The following is a 15,279-nucleotide window of genomic DNA, read 5'->3' as shown; positions in this document are numbered from 1 at the left end:
GGGGTTGCAAGGGGTCGATATGAAAAAGATTTACATTTTCGGATTTGGTTGACGGCGCAGGCCTCGGGCAGCAGGGTGATGGCATGATGACTGAGAACATAAATGCGCCGACGCTTGCAGAGATCTTGGAGCTGGAAAAGCAGGTATGGTCTGCTTTGGTGACAGGCGACGCCCGCGCTGACAGGGCGCTTCTGAGCGCTGATTTCCTGGGTGTCTACCCCTCGGGCTTTGCAAATCGGGACGACCATGTCGGGCAGTTCGCTGAGGCTCCGACAATGGCCGATTTCAAGTTGAGCGAAGAGCGCCCGCGGATTTTGACCCCGGATATCGTATTGCTGTCCTATCGGGCTGATTATGTGCGACCAGGCGCAGACGAGTGGGAGGCGATGCTCATATCCTCCCTTTGGGAACGTCGGGCAGGCGCTTGGATCAACAGTTTCAGTCAGGACACTCCGGTCGAACAGGAATAATGCGTTTGCCGCATTGACCTTGCCGCCCAGCGGTGCGCAGGGTCCGGTTATGACAGAGAGTTTGACCATCAACCGTCTGCCGCGCGCGTTCGACCAATCCTTGGGCGATGAAACCCGCGCTTTGCTTGCCGATCTGACGACTGAGCAAGGCGATTTGATCGCCGGAACGGCAGGCTCCAGCCCATATCTGAAGGGCCTGATCGAGCAAGAGAGAGAGTGGCTGCCGCAGGCCTTGCATCAGCCTGACCACGCCTTGGCAGAGGTGATGGAGGCCGCGCGCGCCTTGGCACCAGATCAGCTCAAGCCGGGGTTAAGGCTGGCCAAGCGGCGGATGGCGGTACTGACCGCTTTGGCCGATATCGCAGGCTTTTGGCCGCTGGAAAAGGTCACAGCAGCGCTGACTGATTTTGGCGCACTGGCGGCGGATGTGGCCGCAAAGGCCGAGATTGCCGCCCTGATCCGCCGAAAGAAGCTGCCCGGAATGACCGAGGATGATGTCGAAACCGCTGCCGGGATGGTCATTCTCGCGATGGGCAAGATGGGCGCGCATGAGCTGAACTACAGTTCGGATATCGACCTGATCGTTCTGTTTGATGAAACGCGCTTTGAACCGGATGACTTCTACGAAGCCCGGCACGGGATGGTGCGGGCCACGCGCAATTTTTGCGCCACGCTCAGCGACAAGACCGCCGATGGCTATGTCTTCCGCACTGATCTGCGCCTGCGGCCCGACCCGGCGGTGACCCCGGTCTGCATGGCGATGGAGGCGGCAGAGCGGTACTATGAAAGCCTCGGCCGCACATGGGAGAGGGCCGCCTATATCAAAGCGCGCGCCTGCGCGGGGGATATTGCGGCCGGAGAGCGGTTTCTGGACACCCTGAAACCCTTTGTCTGGCGTCGGCATCTGGACTTTGCCGCCATTCAGGACGCCCATGACATGCGCCTGCGCATACGTGAAAACAAAGGGACCGGCGGTAGTCTCTCGATCCCCGGCCATGATATGAAACTGGGGCAGGGCGGTATTCGCGAGATCGAGTTTTTCACCCAGACCCGGCAGTTGATTGCAGGGGGGCGCGACCCCGATCTGCGCGTGCGCGGCACGGTGCCCGGGCTGGCGGCTCTGGCGCAAAAGGGCTGGGTGCCGGAAGAGGTTGCAGAAAAGCTGACCGATCACTATCGCGCGCATCGCGAGGTCGAACATCGCATTCAGATGATCCATGACGCTCAGACCCATAAGGTCCCTCAATCAGACGATGGGATCGAACGGGTCGCCTGTCTGATTGGGCTTAGTAGCGATGATCTGACCACGGACCTGACCCGTCGCCTGACCGAGGTGCATGAGCTGACCGAGGGCTTCTTTGCACCGGGCGCTGGGCCAGCGCCGACGCCCACGCCTGAGGTGACGTTCGACCAGAATATCCTCGCCCGCTGGGCCACATATCCGGCCCTGAGGTCCCAGCGCGCGCGGCGCATCTTCGACCGATTGAAGCCCGAGCTCCTATCGCGCCTTGCCAAAACCTCGCAACCCGATGAGGCCCTGTTAGCGTTGGATGGCTTTCTCGCAGGCCTGCCTGCGGGTGTTCAGTTGTTCTCGCTCTTTGAGGCCAACCCACATCTGATCGACCTGTTGATCGACATCGTCGGCACCTCGCATGCGCTGGCGTCACACCTTTCGCGCAACGCTTCCGTTTTTGACGCGGTGATCGGAGGCAGTTTCTTCAGCGATTGGCCCGGTTTGGAGGTTTTGCAAGCCGAGTTGGTGGAGGCACTGGCGCAGGAAGCCGACTATGAAACGCAACTCGATCTGGCGCGACGCTGGTGCAAGGAATGGCATTTCCGCATTGGCGTTCACCACCTGCGCGGTCTGATCGACGGGGCGCAGGCAGGCCGACAATATGCAGAGCTGGCGCAAGCCGTTATCGCCGCGATACTACCCTATGTGACCGACGCCTTCGCCCGCAAACACGGCCCAGCACCGGGGCGTGGAGCGGCCATTCTGAGCATGGGGTCGCTGGGGGCAGGGCGGATCAACTCGCAATCTGATCTGGATATGATTGTGATTTACGATCCGCTTGATCAGGACATGTCTGACGGTCCCCGCCCGCTGGCCACGCGCACCTATTACGCTCGGTTCACGCAGGCGCTGATCACGGCGCTGTCGGCTCCGATGTCTCAGGGGCGGCTCTATGAGGTCGACATGCGCTTGCGCCCCTCTGGCAATCAGGGGCCGGTGGCCACCAGTTGGGCAAGTTTCACGCATTACCAGCAGGAAGAGGCCTGGGTGTGGGAACATCTCGCCCTGACACGCGCTCATGTCGTCGCCGGAGACGCGGGCTTGGCTCAGGACATCGAGACCTTCCGAACCGAGCTGTTGTCGCGCCCTCGGGAGGCAGACAAAGTTCTGAGCGAAGTGGCCGAAATGCGGGCGCGCCTGGCTGCGGCCAAAGCCCCGGCAGGCGTTTGGGATGCCAAAAACGGCCCGGGCCGGATGATGGATATCGAGTTGATGGCCGAGACCGGAGCGCTGATGGCAGGCCTCGCAAACCGGGATGTGAAGTCTGGCCTCGACGGGGCGGTCGCTGCCGGTTTGTTGGATGTCGCGCAGGCACAAACATTGAAGGACAGCTACGATTTATGCTGGTCGGTACAATGCGCAGCGCGGCTGCTTTCGGGCAAGGTGATCGAGGCGGATAAGATCGGCGAGGGCGGAGCGGCCTTCCTGTGCCGCGCCACCGGGTTCGAACAGGTCGAAGCGCTGCAATCGGCATTGCAGGACAGCTATTCCACCGCCGCCGAAATCATCGGCAGCGTTATCAAAGAGGATGAAGATGGCGCGCAGCACTGATCCGAACGACCCCAAGGGCCTGATCCGCGAGGCGTATAACATCGACGGCATCGCCATGCCCGAATGCCGCAGCATCTTTCTGGACTGGGCGCTCAGCCTGTCTGACGGGGTAGACCAGAAACAAGCTCTGGCCGAGTTGCATGCGGCCTATTCCGCGCAGGAGCCCGAACATCCCATGACGCAGGTGATGACCGAAGGGCTGCAGGCCGCCCAAGCGCCAAAGCGGCGCGGCGGCTGGCGCTCTCGGCCGCGCTAGGGGGTTTTCCTTCGGACTGTTCGCGACTATGAGGCGGTCATGACCCAAGCCGTAGACCGCCCCCGTATCCGCCTGAAACCCAAAGCCAATGCGCGCGGGCTGCGCCATGGTTTCCCATGGGTCTATGCCAATGACATCGTCACTGACCGGCGCACGCGCAAAATCCCCGCCGGGGCACTGGCCGTGCTTGAGGATGACAAACGCGCGCCGATCGCTCTGGTCGCGGTCAACCCCGAGTCGAAGATCATATGTCGCGTTCTGGATCGCGATATTGAGGCCGATCTGAACGCGGACTGGTTCGAATCCCGCCTGCAGCGCGCGCTTGAGATGCGCGAGTGCCTGTTCGACGCGCCATACTACCGCCTGATCCACGCCGAGGCCGATGGCTTTCCCGGCGTGATCATTGACCGTTTCGGCGATGCCTGCGCAATCCAGCCTAACGCCGCCGGGGCTGAGGCGCATCTGGAGGTGCTAACCGACGCGCTGGTCAAGGTGACCGGCGTGACAACCGTTCTGAAGAACGCCTCGGGCCGGACCCGCGGGTTGGAGGGGTTGGACGACGTGAACCAAACCCTGCGGGGAACCGAGCCCGACGCGGCTCTGCCCGTTCCCATGAACGGCGCGACCTACATGGCCGACCTAGCAGGCGGCCAGAAAACCGGCCTGTTCTACGATCAGCGTCCCAACCATGCTTTTGCGGCGCGTTTGGTGCATCTCGATGCTCAGGTGCTGGACGTGTTCAGCCATGTGGGCGGCTTCGGCCTCGCCATGCTGGCTGGAGGGGCGGCACGGGCCCTATCCGTCGATGGGTCTGCCGCTGCATTGGATCTTGCCACCAAAGGGGCCGAGGCAAGCGGATGTGCTGACAGGTTCCAGACCCGCCAAGGCGACGCTTTCGATGTGCTGACACAACTGGGCGAAGAGGGCGCACAGTTCGACGTCGTCATCTGCGACCCGCCCGCCTTTGCACCTTCGAAACAAGCCCTCGACGCCGGCCTGCGCGCCTATGAACGCATCGCCCGCCTCGCTGCTCCACTGGTCAAACCCGGTGGCTATCTGGGCCTCTGCTCCTGCTCCCATGCCGCAGATCTGGGCCGCTTCCGCGACGCCTCATCCCGCGGGATAGGGCGAGCCGGGCGGCAGGCGCAACTGATCCACACCGGCTTTGCCGGACCCGATCACCCGCAACTGCCTCAACTGGCCGAAAGCGGGTACCTCAAAGCCGTTTTCTACCGGCTGTGATTGCGGTACTGGATACCTGCGTCATCTACCCGACGGTGATGCGAGAGATGCTGTTGGGCGCGGCTAATCTGGGCCACTTCACCCCTATCTGGTCCGCGCGTATCCTTGAAGAATGGGCCCGCGCCGCCCGCAAACTGGGCCCCGAAGGCGAAGCACAGGCCCGCGCCGAGATCGCTCTGGCCCAAGCGCAATGGCCTAAAGCCGAACGCAAGGTCGCATCGGGTATAGAGCAACGTCTTTGGCTGCCCGACAAGGCCGATATCCACGTTCTGGCAACGGCCATTGAGGCCTCGGCGGATGTCATCGTCACCGTCAACGCCAAGGACTTCCCCAGAAACATCCTGTCCGAAGAAGGCCTTGAGCGCCGCGACCCAGACAGCCTGCTCCACAGCTTCTGGCAAACCGACCCCACAAGTATGACGGAGGCCGCCAACGCGGTCCTGTCCGAAGCCAACCGCCTGTCCGGCGATCAATGGACCCTGCGCGCGCTCATGAAAAAGGCCCGCCTGCCGCGCCTTGGCAAAGCCCTGACCACCTAAGCAGGGTCCCCCTTCATCTGGCTGAAAATACCTCGGAGAGCGCGAGAGGCTGGCCTCTCGCTGCGCACCCTCAGCCACGCGCCCAACGCTGCTCCAGAGCTTCCAATGCCGCAATCCGCTCATCCGTCTTTGGATGGCTCATCAGCCACGCAGGCAGCATCCCTGCGCGCTGCTGCGTCAGGTCTTCCAACTTGTGGAACAGAGATTTCTGCGGTGCGATCCCAATCCCGGCTTTGGTCAGCAAGGCCGCAGCATATTCATCCGCCTCATACTCATCCTGCCGAGACAAACGCGAGGCCAGCAACGACGTCAACGCATTCGCAATCATGGCCCCTATGAAGGGAATGAACCGGTTCAACACCATGATCAACGCGGTCCGCATTGCGTTCTGACCCGAGAAATCAATCATCCGCCGCTTCGCATGCCCCAAGGCCACATGACCCAGCTCATGGGCAATCACGCTTGCCATCTCCTCGGCCGAGACCTCACCGTTGCGAAACTCGCGATAAAACCCACGCGTGATGAAGATCCGCCCGTCCGGAGCCGCCAACCCGTTCACCGGATCAATCTCGTAGATATAAACCGGCACCCGCGCGATCTCTAACGCGGCGGCAAGCCTGTCCGTCATCCGTTTGAGGGCAGGGTCCGCCAGTTCAGTCGACTTCTGATCCAATTCACGATGGGTGCGCCAGATGGAAATCCGGTACATCACAAGCCCATAGGCGATCGCCAAAAGGATCGGAGTTAAGCGAAGCATGACATAGATATGGGCGGCTCACCCAGTCTAGGCAAGCCGCAATTGCAGTTAAGTCCTAGGTCAAAACATGCCCCGAATGCTGAACCTACCTACCCGGCAGAGGAAGCTGCAAGTTGGAATGGAATTCAGAGAGAGACTGTTTCGTTAACGTGGCACCTTTTGAAGCCTCGAAAAAGGCATGTTCTGCCTCCTTCTCCGCGACCAGTGCATCCACTCTCAAGTCCCTGACATCCGCGCGCAGGTCGTCACGCGCCTCTTCATAGGTTTCGGCGTCACGCAGTTCATCCTCAAGCGCGTTCAGGTCGTCTTGGTAGTTGGGGTCTGAAGGATCAAGCGCGGCAATGTCGTCCGCAATGTCGCCGCTGCTGCGGCCGTCATAGCTTTCGTTCAGATCACGCAGCTCGCGCCGTGCGTCATAGAGGTCTCCGCGCAGGTCATAGTAAGCTTCCGCAGCGGCCTGATAGGTCGCGATCTTGCCGACATTGCTGTTGGGAGACGCGTTGCGAAACGCCGGAGCTGCCGCTTTCGATGCGTTCAGATTGCGCAACTTGTCCGAGCCATAGGGGTCGGTAATCGCAGCCACAAGCGGATCGCGGTAGTAGCGATACCGATCCTTCTTTTGATGCGAATAGGTGTCATAAACATCCCGCCGATCATCCCACTGTTCGTAGGTCGCATCGTCTTTGGTGTATCTGTAACGATCAGGATCGTAGGGCACGGGCTGGATTGTTACTCCATCTTTGTAGCGATGCCGCGGCTGCGGCAGATCCAAGTAGCCGTGGAACTGAGACAAAGTGCCTTTGGTCACTGTCCGGCCTTTGGACGCGTCAAAGAAGGCGGTCTCTGCGTCTTGCAGGGCGTCGCGCGTTTCGTGGCGCAAATCCCTTACATCTGCGCGCAGGTCGTCACGCGCCTCTTCATAGGTTTCTGCGTCGCGCAGTTCGTCTTCAAGCGCGTTCAGGTCGTCTTGGTAGTTGGGGGCCGAGGGATCAAGCGCGGCGATGTCGTCGGCAATGTCGTCGCTGCTACGACCGTCATAGCTTTCGTTCAGGTCCCGCAGCTCGCGCCGTGCGTCATAGAGGTCTCCGCGCAGGTCATAGTAAGCTTCCGCAGCGGCTTGATAGGTCGCGATCTTGCCGACATTGCTGTTGGGAGACGCGTTGCGAAACGCCGGAGCTGCCGCTTTCGATGCGTTCAGATTGCGCAACTTGTCCGAGCCATAGGGGTCGGTAATCGCACCCACAAGCGGATCGCGGTAGTAGCGATACCGATCCTTCTTTTGATGCGAATAGGTGTCATATACATCCCGCCGATCATCCCACTGTTCGTACGTCGCATCGTCTTTGGTGTATCTGTAACGATCAGGATCGTAGGGCACGGGCTGGATTGTTACTCCATCCTTGTAGCGATGCCGCGGCTGCGGCAGATCCAAGTAGCCGTGGAACTGAGACAAAGTGCCTTTGGTCACTGTCCGGCCTTTGGACGCGTCAAAGAAGGCGGTCTCTGCGTCTTGCAGGGCGTCGCGCGTTTCGTGGCGCAAATCCCTTACATCTGCGCGCAAGTCGTCACGTGTCTCTTCATAGGTTTCTGCGTCGCGCAGTTCGTCTTCAAGCGCGTTCAGGTCGTCTTGGTAGTTGGGGGCCGAGGGATCAAGCGCGGCGATGTCGTCGGCAATGTCGTCGCTGCTACGACCGTCATAGCTTTCGTTCAGGTCCCGCAACTCGCGCCGTGCGTCATAGAGATCCCCGCGCAGGTCATAATAGGCTTCCGCAGCGGCCTGATAGGTCGCGATCTTGCCGACATTGCTGTTGGGAGACGCGTTGCGAAACGCCGGAGCTGCCGCTTTCGATGCGTTCAGATTGCGCAACTTGTCCGAGCCATAGGGGTCGGTAATCGCACCCACAAGCGGATCGCGGTATCTTCGCTTGTCCGGGTTTTGTTCGTCGTATCGCTTGGTGCGATAGTCCGAGCGAGCAACCGGTCGCGGGGAGTATTCGACCGGAGCAATGGACGCTTTGCGGTAGGCTTTGTTTACGCGTTTTCCGCTGGCCTTGGGTTTCACGCGTGAGCGTTTGCCGAACAGTTCTTCCACATCGCGTTTGAACTCTCGCCCAACGTTCGCAAGTGTTGTTTTCTGAACTTTGCCGCTTCGCGACTTGTTGTTGGAAGGTTTTTGGGACTTCGCTTTCTGCTTGTTGCCAGTTCCGAATATGTTGCGAGAGCGTTGAGTTGTGGACTTGGCTTTTTGCTTTTTGCCATTTCCAAATAGGTTGCCAGAGCGTTGGGTTTTGGACTTCACTTTCTGCTTATTGCTACTTCCGAATAGATTTCGAGAACTCTGGGTTTTGGATTTGGCTTTTCCATGATCCTTACCGGCATTTTTTGCGCCGTTGCTTTTGCCAGATTTTCCCTTTTCGCCGCTCTTGCCTCCGTCTTTTCCTCCCTTACCGGAATTCCCCTTGCCACCTCCGTTGCCCCTTCCGTTCCCCTTGCATTTGCCGTTGCCTTTATCGTTTTTTGCGTAAGCCGCATCCGGCGCAAAGGCAAAAGTCGCAACGGCACCGGACGCCAGCACCAATGCAGAAATGGTCAAAAAAGATGTCAGGTAATTGCGAAGTTTAGATTTGGTCATCTCAGCCCCCCAGCATCGATCCATCTGGGTTATACCACGAATCTCAAAAATGTGGGGAGTATCGCTTCGATTGTTTCCTGACTTCCGACATTTTTTCGTATAAGTCATTGATATTATTATGCCTTGGTTGCCAAAAGGCACTACACGGACTTTTTTCGCCAGCGATTGTTTCGGAGTGTTGAGGGAGCTCAGGCTTTGGTCTGGCCAGTTTTTCGGGTGCGCCCGGGGGGTATCTTGAAAGGGGCTTCGTTCCAGGTCAGGCCGACGCAGGTGAGGATGCGTCTGGCATCGACCGTGGCATGGCTTGGCATGCCGTAGCGGTCAGGGGTGCCTTTGTGGCGCAGGATCGAGAGCTGCAATGCGTTCAACTCGTTGCGGATACGAGCCGGGCTCATCGGGTGTCCGAGCAGGTCCAGATGCTTGCGCAGGTGCTGCAGGCAGCAGAAGGCCATGTAGCAGATGGCGATATGGGCCCGGACCCGACGCGGCGACCAGTGATAGATGGGCCGGATTTTCAGATCGTGCTTGTTGGTGCGGAAGCAGGCTTCGATCTCCCACAACTGGTGATAGCGGGCAATGACGTCCTGTGCCTCCAGTTCGTCCGCACCATGAACAACAATGGCATGCAGCCCGTCCCATTGTGCCGCTGCCTTGATCTTTGCATCATCCAGCGTGACGTCCCCGCTGTCGGGGAAGGCCAGGAAGCGGCCATATCCCCGGCTGCTGAAGCTGCCGGGTTTGCGAGAGCGCTTGAGCTTCTTGTGCAGCTTTTCGATTGCCTTGTCGCGCTTGTGGGCATCATTGCGTGCCCGGGTGGGTGACCAGGTCACAATGACCCGCGCTCCCTCCTGGTCGATCACCTTGTACCAGCCCTTCTCGGTTGCCTCTTCAGAACCGTGTCCAGCCCAAGGCTGGCGTCCCTCCGGGCTCAAAATGTTCGCCTTCACGGCGGCCGGGGCGGACTTCATGCGATAGCCGAGGATGTAGGGCAGACCCTTGTTCTGCAACATCTGCTGGTTGTCCTTGCTGAGCATGGCGGCATCGGCCACGAACGTGACCCTGGCCACGTCGAAGCGTCCCTCCAACGCCTTCAGCGCAGCTTCCAGCGTATGACCTTCCCAGGTGTTTCCCGGGAAGAGTTCATAGCCCACAGGCAGCCCATCGGAGGTGACGATCAGCGCCAGCATGACCTGAGCGCGGTGATGCTTGCCATCCTTGCTGAAGCCCTTGGCCAGAAGATGATCCTGCTCGACCCCGTCCGCATCCTCGGCCGGGTCCTCGCGCTCGGTGTCAAAGGCCAGGGTCGTGCAATCGTAGAACAGCACGGTCACTGGCCCGCCCAGCAACTTCTCTGCCGCCGCGTGAGAGGTTTTGCAAATCCCGTCTATCACCGGCGTATTGATGTAATCCATGCTCCGATAGACCACGTCCAGATTGAGCGTGATGCCTGCCTGGTTCTCCAACGCCTCCACGGTCGCGCGCTTGCTCTCGGGCTGTGCGATCCGCGCCATAACCAGCTCTTTCACAATGCGATTGGCACTTTTACGCGCCGCCCCCAGAAGGGCCCCCCAACCCAGTTGGTCATACATCGTCCCCATGACATCCCGCAGACCCAGAGAGACCCGCGCCTCCTCACGGCACTCGGCAAGATCAACGCCAAGCTTGTCCGGCCGCGGAGCGCGGCGCACCAGCGCCTGCAGATCGGCATATTCCGTGGGCGTGAACAGTTCCATTTGCGGCGAGCGATCAATGCGTAATTGCTCCATCAAGCGGCCCGCCAGACGCTTGATATCCTCAATCTCGCTGTCGTTATGGGCCACACCCACATGGCGCAGGATCTTCTGGCGTACCTTGGAGCCGGTGCGGACGGATTCAACGATCTGGATCCGTGTGCGGTTGAGCTTTGCGTCATGTTTGGTGCGGATGAACATGGGCGAAGAGGTTAGCCATCTGAAGGCCCATGTCAATACTTTTTATAATAATGGGGCACTACAACGCGCCTCTGAGCAACCACACCTGAAAACAAACCAAAAACCCAGTCAGATCAACAAAAAGGTCGGAAGTCAGGAAGATGTCAGGTAATTGCGAAGTTTAGATTTGGTCATCTCAGCCCCCCAGCATCGATCCATCTGGGTTATACCACGAATCTCAAAAATGTGGGGAGTATCGCTTCGATTGTTTCCTCTGAAGCTATTTCGAGGGGAAAATCTAAGACTTTGTCTTGTTTTTAGCAGCGTTGATCTACTTCGGCGCGCAGTGACGACTAGCGAGTCAACTCTCGCATGCCTTGTTCCAACCCAGCCAGCGTCATTGGCACCATGCGGTCCTCGAAAATCTCTTGGATCATGCCGATGGAGTGGGTGTAGCCCCAGTATTTCTCGGGCACCGGGTTGATCCAAAGGTTTGACGTCCACTGCTCGCGCGCGCGTTGCAGCCAGACTTGGCCTGCTTCTTGGTTCCAGTGCTCGTTAGCGCCGCCGGGATAGGCGATCTCGTAGGGACTCATCGAGGCGTCGCCCACGAAGATGCATTTGTAGTCGCCGCCATAGGTGCGCAGCACCTCGTGAGTTGGGATCTGTTGGTCCCAACGGCGGCGATTATCGCGCCAGACGCCTTCATAGAGGCAATTGTGGAAGTAGTAGTATTCGAGATGCTTGAATTCGGTCCGTGCGGCCGAGAACAGCTCTTCAACAACCTTGATATGCGGGTCCATGGAACCGCCGACGTCGAGAAACAGCAGGACCTTGACCGCGTTATGCCGCTCAGGCCGGGTTTTGACGTCGAGATAGCCATGTTCGGCAGTGGCGCGGATGGTGCCGTCCAGGTCCAGCTCCTCTGCCGCGCCCTCGCGGACCCAGCGGCGCAGACGCTTCAAGGCGACCTTGATGTTGCGCGTTCCCAGTTCAACAGTATCGTCTAAGTTCTTGAATTCGCGCTTGTCCCAGACCTTCACCGCACGCTGGTGGCGGCTTTCCTTCTGGCCGATCCGCACGCCTTCGGGGTTGTAGCCATAGGCCCCGAACGGAGAGGTCCCGGCCGTGCCGATCCACTTGTTCCCCCCTTGGTGACGGCCTTGCTGCTCTTTCAGGCGTTCGCGCAAAGTGTCCATCAGCTTGTCAAAGCCGCCAAGTGCTTCGATCTCGGCCTTTTCCTCGTCCGAGAGGTGTTTTTCGGCCATCTTGGCCAGCCAGTCTGCGGGGATGTCCACCGCCTCCAGCACCTGATCAAAACTGATCTCACCCAGCCCCTCAAAACTGGCGGCAAAAGCGCGGTCGAACTTGTCGATATTGCGCTCATCCTTGACCATCGAGACACGGGCGAGGTAGTAGAACGCTTCGACATCATAGGTGGCCAGGCCCTTTTTCATCCCCTCCAGAAAGGTCAGATATTCCCGCAGTGAGACGGGGATGCCTGCTTTTCTAAGGTTTTCGAAAAAGGGCAGGAACATGGGCTACACCAAGAACCGCACAAGGATTAGCGACAGGATCAGGCCCAAAAGCGCAAAGGCTATGCCGTAACCGGCCGCGTATTGCGCCATGTCGGCCCGGTTGCCGTTGCGCTTGCGCGCGGCCATTACGCCCAGGATCGCACCCAAAACAGCCATTCCCACTACTACGAGCATTCGTCTGTCATCCGCCTGTATTGTTTCTCGACGTTCCAGCGTCGCCTTCGGCCAGAGACCGGGCCACCAGATCCGAGCCAAACCCGTATCGCGCCCATCCGATACTGTCCAGCCTGACGGCACGTGCCTGCTGCTCTTGTCCGGCTTGTTTCAGGGCCTCGGATTTCAACAACAGCAACGTCGCCAGAAGCGAGGCGTTCTCGGCCCGTGTTATCACGTCAATTGCGGAGTTCAGATCGGGCAGGATTTCGGGCCCTCTGTCCTGAGCCAGCGCAAAAGAGGCGGTTTGGGCCGTGACATGCGCGCGGTGAACCTCGGTTCCGGGGGTGGCATTCAGGAATTGCAGCGCGATCTGGTAGTTCCGCAAGGCGGCGGCGGGGTCGCGAAACTGGATCATGCGGCCCATCAGGTAGTGCGGATAGGCACGGCGGTGGTCGGTCCAGCCCTGCTGCCGTCCGATCTCGGCTGCACGTTTTGCTGCGCGCAGCTGTCTGGGGGATCCGGGACCGGGGCCGAGGGCTTTATTGATTGCGTCGACCCATTCGCGCGGGGTTTCGGTCAGCGGTTGCAACGGCAGCCGGTCGCCGCGCGGGTTGAGGCGGCTGAGCAGGCCGGGGATCACGGTCTCGACCTGTTCACGGGTCATGCCCGAGCGCAGTTCTGGCGAATAGGCCGCCCGCAGGATCAACATATCGAACCCAGTCAGAACGGTGTGGATATTGTCATCGTTGAACACGGAATCGGGCAGATGATAAAGGTCGTTGAGCGGCCCCAGCGCCTGCGCCAGTTCCTCATGCAGGCAATCGCGAATTTCCTGCGGGCTGACATCTGCAGGGATGAAAATGCCCAGACGCTCGCGCCGTTGCAACTCGGTCCAGCTGCTTTTGGGCTTGCGGCGGTCGCGGCGGTATTCTTCTAGGCTCGACGAATTGGGGACCACGAAACAGGCGGCATTGGGCAGGATGCGTTGAATATCGCGCTGGGTGACGGCCTCAATGGTGATGTTGGCCTGACCTTCGGGAATTTGCCGAATGTCGATCCTGGCCTCGCGTCGAATGCGGGTAAGCAGGCTGGTCAGGTCGCGCTGCATGCTGGCCGTAGGGGCGCCGGTCAGGCGCACGGTGACGGGCGTTTCGAACCGGGTGAAAACCGGCAGTTCCACGCCGCTTTCCAGCGCAAAATGCAGGTCCAGGAAATCGGCGGCAATGTTCGTATTGGACCGCGCAGGGGGCGTTGGCCGCGACGCCGAGAACGACTTGGTGGGGGCAGGGATTGCTCAACGACCTTGACGTTGTCCGGCAATTCGATCCGTTCGACCGTTGTACAGGCTGACAGCGCCAACACTGCAACGAAGGCGACATACCGCTTCATGCGCGGTTGTACTTTATGAACGGCGTCACGGTGCCAATCCGATCATAGAGCTGGCGTGCGGTGTGATTGAACTCCTGCGTGAGCCAATAGACTGACGGAGCGCCTTGGCGATCGGCCTCATCATAGACCGCCTGAATCAGGGCGCGCCCGACGCCGGTTCCGCGCGCCTCGGGGCGGGCGAACAGGTCCTGGAGATAGCAGACATTCTCCACCTTCCAGCCATGACGGTGAAACAGGAAGTGCGTCAATCCGACCAGCTTGCCGTCCTGTTCGGCAACAAAGCCCGAGAAATCCTGCGGGTCATCGCCCAGTAGACGTTCGAATGTCGTCTCGTAGATGGCGTCGGGCAGGGTGGTTTCGTAGAATGCAAGATAATCACGCCACATCTCGGCCCATTGGGCCTTGTCCTCGGCGGTCAGTGGGCGGATTTTGAGGTCTTTGGCCAAGCGATGCGTCCTGCTTATTTGGTTTCTGGGATGCTGACACCCGGACTGCCAAGAAGCAAGCCGCGCTCACATCCTGTTCAACGTCGACTGCGCGCCATAAAGGCCAATCGCTCAAACAAATGCACGTCTTGTTCATTTTTCAGCAGCGCGCCGTGCAGTTTAGGAAGCGCGTTAGCCCCGTCGCGTTTGAGGTCTTCGGCACTCAGATCCTCGGCGAGCAGCAATTTCAACCAGTCCAGAACCTCGGAGGTTGAGGGTTTCTTCTTGAGGCCCTGGGTGTCGCGAATTTCGTAGAATTGCGTGAGCGCGGTGGTCAGCAGCGCGTCCTTGATACCAGGATGATGGACTTCGACAATGCGGCGCATCGTGGCCTCATCCGGGAAGCGGATATAGTGAAAGAAGCAACGGCGCAGGAAAGCGTCGGGCAGCTCTTTTTCGTTGTTCGAAGTGATGATCACGATCGGGCGATTCTTGGCCTTGATCGTCTCGCCGGTCTCGTAGACGTGGAACTCCATTTTGTCGAGTTCCTGCAGAAGGTCATTGGGAAACTCGATATCCGCCTTGTCGATCTCATCAATCAGCAGAACGACCTTTTCGTCGGCCTCAAACGCTTGCCAGAGCTTGCCCTTGCGGATGTAGTTCGAGACGTCATGCACACGCTCTTCGCCCAGCTGGCTGTCCCGCAACCGGCTGACGGCGTCGTATTCGTAAAGGCCCTGCTGCGCGCGCGTTGTGGATTTCACATTCCACTCGATCATGCGCAGACCCAACGCGCCAGCGACCTGTTTTGCCAATTCGGTCTTGCCAGTGCCGGGTTCCCCTTTGACCAGTAAGGGGCGCTCCAGCGTGACGGCGGCGTTCACGGCGATGGTCAGATCATCGGTGGCGACATATTCGGCTGTGCCTTGAAAACGTGCGGTCATCGGGTCCTCTTGCTGTTTCCGGCGAAACTGTGGTGTCCGGGTTACAGAGCGATGGGGAATTTGACAAGCCGGGCCGCTGCGTCGGTGAATCAAATTTACCAGCGAGTCCAACCGCTTTTGCATGATTCGCGGGCAGGTGCCTTTCTCGAGGGTTGAACAATGCCCTGAAATTGCCT

Annotated in this window: 14 protein-coding genes; 6 read left to right on the top strand and 8 right to left on the bottom strand. The window is 59.4% G+C overall.

The features are described 5' to 3' along the window. The first annotated feature begins 44 nt into the window (after window positions 1–44). From ACOERD_RS04220 to ACOERD_RS04200, 5 genes are read left to right on the top strand one after another with little or no spacing between them, the layout of a single operon-like run. Window positions 45–470, top strand: coding sequence for a DUF4440 domain-containing protein (locus tag ACOERD_RS04220; RefSeq protein WP_419738151.1), 426 nt, complete (start codon window positions 45–47; stop codon window positions 468–470). Between the two features lie 49 nt (window positions 471–519). Continuing rightward, the gene (locus tag ACOERD_RS04215) at window positions 520–3,315 is read left to right on the top strand and encodes a glutamine-synthetase adenylyltransferase (RefSeq protein ID WP_419738150.1); all 2,796 of its coding nucleotides are present in this window, start codon (window positions 520–522) and stop codon (window positions 3,313–3,315) included. Beyond that, complete coding sequence (locus ACOERD_RS04210) at window positions 3,299–3,571, top strand: hypothetical protein (protein ID WP_419738149.1); 273 nt, start codon at window positions 3,299–3,301, stop codon at window positions 3,569–3,571. The genes ACOERD_RS04215 and ACOERD_RS04210 overlap by 17 nt, the downstream gene beginning before the upstream one ends. Window positions 3,572–3,610: 39 nt before the next feature. Beyond that, window positions 3,611–4,813 carry an RSP_2647 family RNA methyltransferase gene (locus ACOERD_RS04205; RefSeq protein WP_419738148.1) on the top strand — a complete coding sequence of 401 codons (1,203 nt, stop codon included), beginning with the start codon at window positions 3,611–3,613 and terminating at the stop codon, window positions 4,811–4,813. After that, window positions 4,810–5,352, top strand: coding sequence for an RSP_2648 family PIN domain-containing protein (locus ACOERD_RS04200; RefSeq protein WP_419738147.1), 543 nt, complete (start codon window positions 4,810–4,812; stop codon window positions 5,350–5,352). The genes ACOERD_RS04205 and ACOERD_RS04200 overlap by 4 nt, the downstream gene beginning before the upstream one ends. Window positions 5,353–5,422: 70 nt before the next feature. Here the strand turns inward: ACOERD_RS04200 and ACOERD_RS04195 are convergent, their stop codons facing one another. From ACOERD_RS04195 to ACOERD_RS04185, 3 genes are all read right to left on the bottom strand, one after another. Beyond that, on the bottom strand, window positions 5,423–6,109 hold the full coding sequence (locus ACOERD_RS04195; protein WP_419738146.1) for a M48 family metallopeptidase: 687 nt from the start codon (window positions 6,107–6,109) through the stop codon (window positions 5,423–5,425). 85 nt (window positions 6,110–6,194) lie between these two features. Next, window positions 6,195–8,849, bottom strand: a complete 2,655-nt coding sequence (locus ACOERD_RS04190) for a nucleoporin (RefSeq protein WP_419738145.1) — start codon at window positions 8,847–8,849, stop codon at window positions 6,195–6,197. 80 nt (window positions 8,850–8,929) lie between these two features. Continuing rightward, the gene (locus ACOERD_RS04185; protein WP_419737624.1) at window positions 8,930–10,672 is read right to left on the bottom strand and encodes an IS1634 family transposase; all 1,743 of its coding nucleotides are present in this window, start codon (window positions 10,670–10,672) and stop codon (window positions 8,930–8,932) included. On the opposite strand from ACOERD_RS04185, the gene ACOERD_RS04180 reads away from it, so the two are divergent. Continuing rightward, window positions 10,665–10,823 (top strand): hypothetical protein, encoded by a 159-nt coding sequence (locus ACOERD_RS04180; protein WP_419738144.1) that lies wholly within the window; start codon window positions 10,665–10,667, stop codon window positions 10,821–10,823. The two genes, ACOERD_RS04185 and ACOERD_RS04180, sit on opposite strands and share 8 nt — an antisense overlap. A 181-nt stretch (window positions 10,824–11,004) precedes the next feature. Here ACOERD_RS04180 and ACOERD_RS04175 read toward each other — a convergent pair whose 3' ends face one another. From ACOERD_RS04175 to ACOERD_RS04155, 5 genes are all read right to left on the bottom strand, one after another. After that, window positions 11,005–12,189, bottom strand: a complete 1,185-nt coding sequence (locus ACOERD_RS04175) for a vWA domain-containing protein (RefSeq protein WP_419738143.1) — start codon at window positions 12,187–12,189, stop codon at window positions 11,005–11,007. 3 nt (window positions 12,190–12,192) lie between these two features. Then, window positions 12,193–12,363: a hypothetical protein gene (locus tag ACOERD_RS04170; RefSeq protein WP_170373958.1), complete on the bottom strand. Its 171-nt coding sequence runs from the start codon at window positions 12,361–12,363 to the stop codon at window positions 12,193–12,195. 7 nt (window positions 12,364–12,370) lie between these two features. Then, window positions 12,371–13,525, bottom strand: coding sequence for a DUF2927 domain-containing protein (locus ACOERD_RS04165; protein WP_419738142.1), 1,155 nt, complete (start codon window positions 13,523–13,525; stop codon window positions 12,371–12,373). Between the two features lie 205 nt (window positions 13,526–13,730). Then, entirely contained in the window at window positions 13,731–14,198 is a 468-nt protein-coding gene (locus ACOERD_RS04160; protein ID WP_419738347.1) for an N-acetyltransferase family protein, read from the bottom strand. Between the two features lie 59 nt (window positions 14,199–14,257). Further along, window positions 14,258–15,103 carry an AAA family ATPase gene (locus tag ACOERD_RS04155; RefSeq protein ID WP_170466382.1) on the bottom strand — a complete coding sequence of 282 codons (846 nt, stop codon included), beginning with the start codon at window positions 15,101–15,103 and terminating at the stop codon, window positions 14,258–14,260. Window positions 15,104–15,279: the final 176 nt, after the last annotated feature.

The organism is Ruegeria sp., from assembly GCF_965199275.1.
Taxonomy (GTDB): Bacteria; Pseudomonadota; Alphaproteobacteria; order Rhodobacterales; family Rhodobacteraceae; genus Ruegeria.
The sequence above is the reverse complement of the archived record's forward strand: the minus strand, read 5'-3'. Positions and strand labels throughout refer to the sequence as shown.

Coding starts and splice junctions, on each gene's coding strand:
- ACOERD_RS04155 (WP_170466382.1), bottom strand. CDS start 15,103: ATGACCGCACGTTTTCAAGGCACAGCCGAATATGTCGCCACCGATGAT.
- ACOERD_RS04195 (WP_419738146.1), bottom strand. CDS start 6,109: ATGCTTCGCTTAACTCCGATCCTTTTGGCGATCGCCTATGGGCTTGTG.
- ACOERD_RS04170 (WP_170373958.1), bottom strand. CDS start 12,363: ATGCTCGTAGTAGTGGGAATGGCTGTTTTGGGTGCGATCCTGGGCGTA.
- ACOERD_RS04175 (WP_419738143.1), bottom strand. CDS start 12,189: ATGTTCCTGCCCTTTTTCGAAAACCTTAGAAAAGCAGGCATCCCCGTC.
- ACOERD_RS04205 (WP_419738148.1), top strand. CDS start 3,611: ATGACCCAAGCCGTAGACCGCCCCCGTATCCGCCTGAAACCCAAAGCC.
- ACOERD_RS04190 (WP_419738145.1), bottom strand. CDS start 8,849: ATGACTTATACGAAAAAATGTCGGAAGTCAGGAAACAATCGAAGCGAT.
- ACOERD_RS04215 (WP_419738150.1), top strand. CDS start 520: ATGACAGAGAGTTTGACCATCAACCGTCTGCCGCGCGCGTTCGACCAA.
- ACOERD_RS04210 (WP_419738149.1), top strand. CDS start 3,299: ATGGCGCGCAGCACTGATCCGAACGACCCCAAGGGCCTGATCCGCGAG.
- ACOERD_RS04185 (WP_419737624.1), bottom strand. CDS start 10,672: ATGTTCATCCGCACCAAACATGACGCAAAGCTCAACCGCACACGGATC.
- ACOERD_RS04180 (WP_419738144.1), top strand. CDS start 10,665: ATGAACATGGGCGAAGAGGTTAGCCATCTGAAGGCCCATGTCAATACT.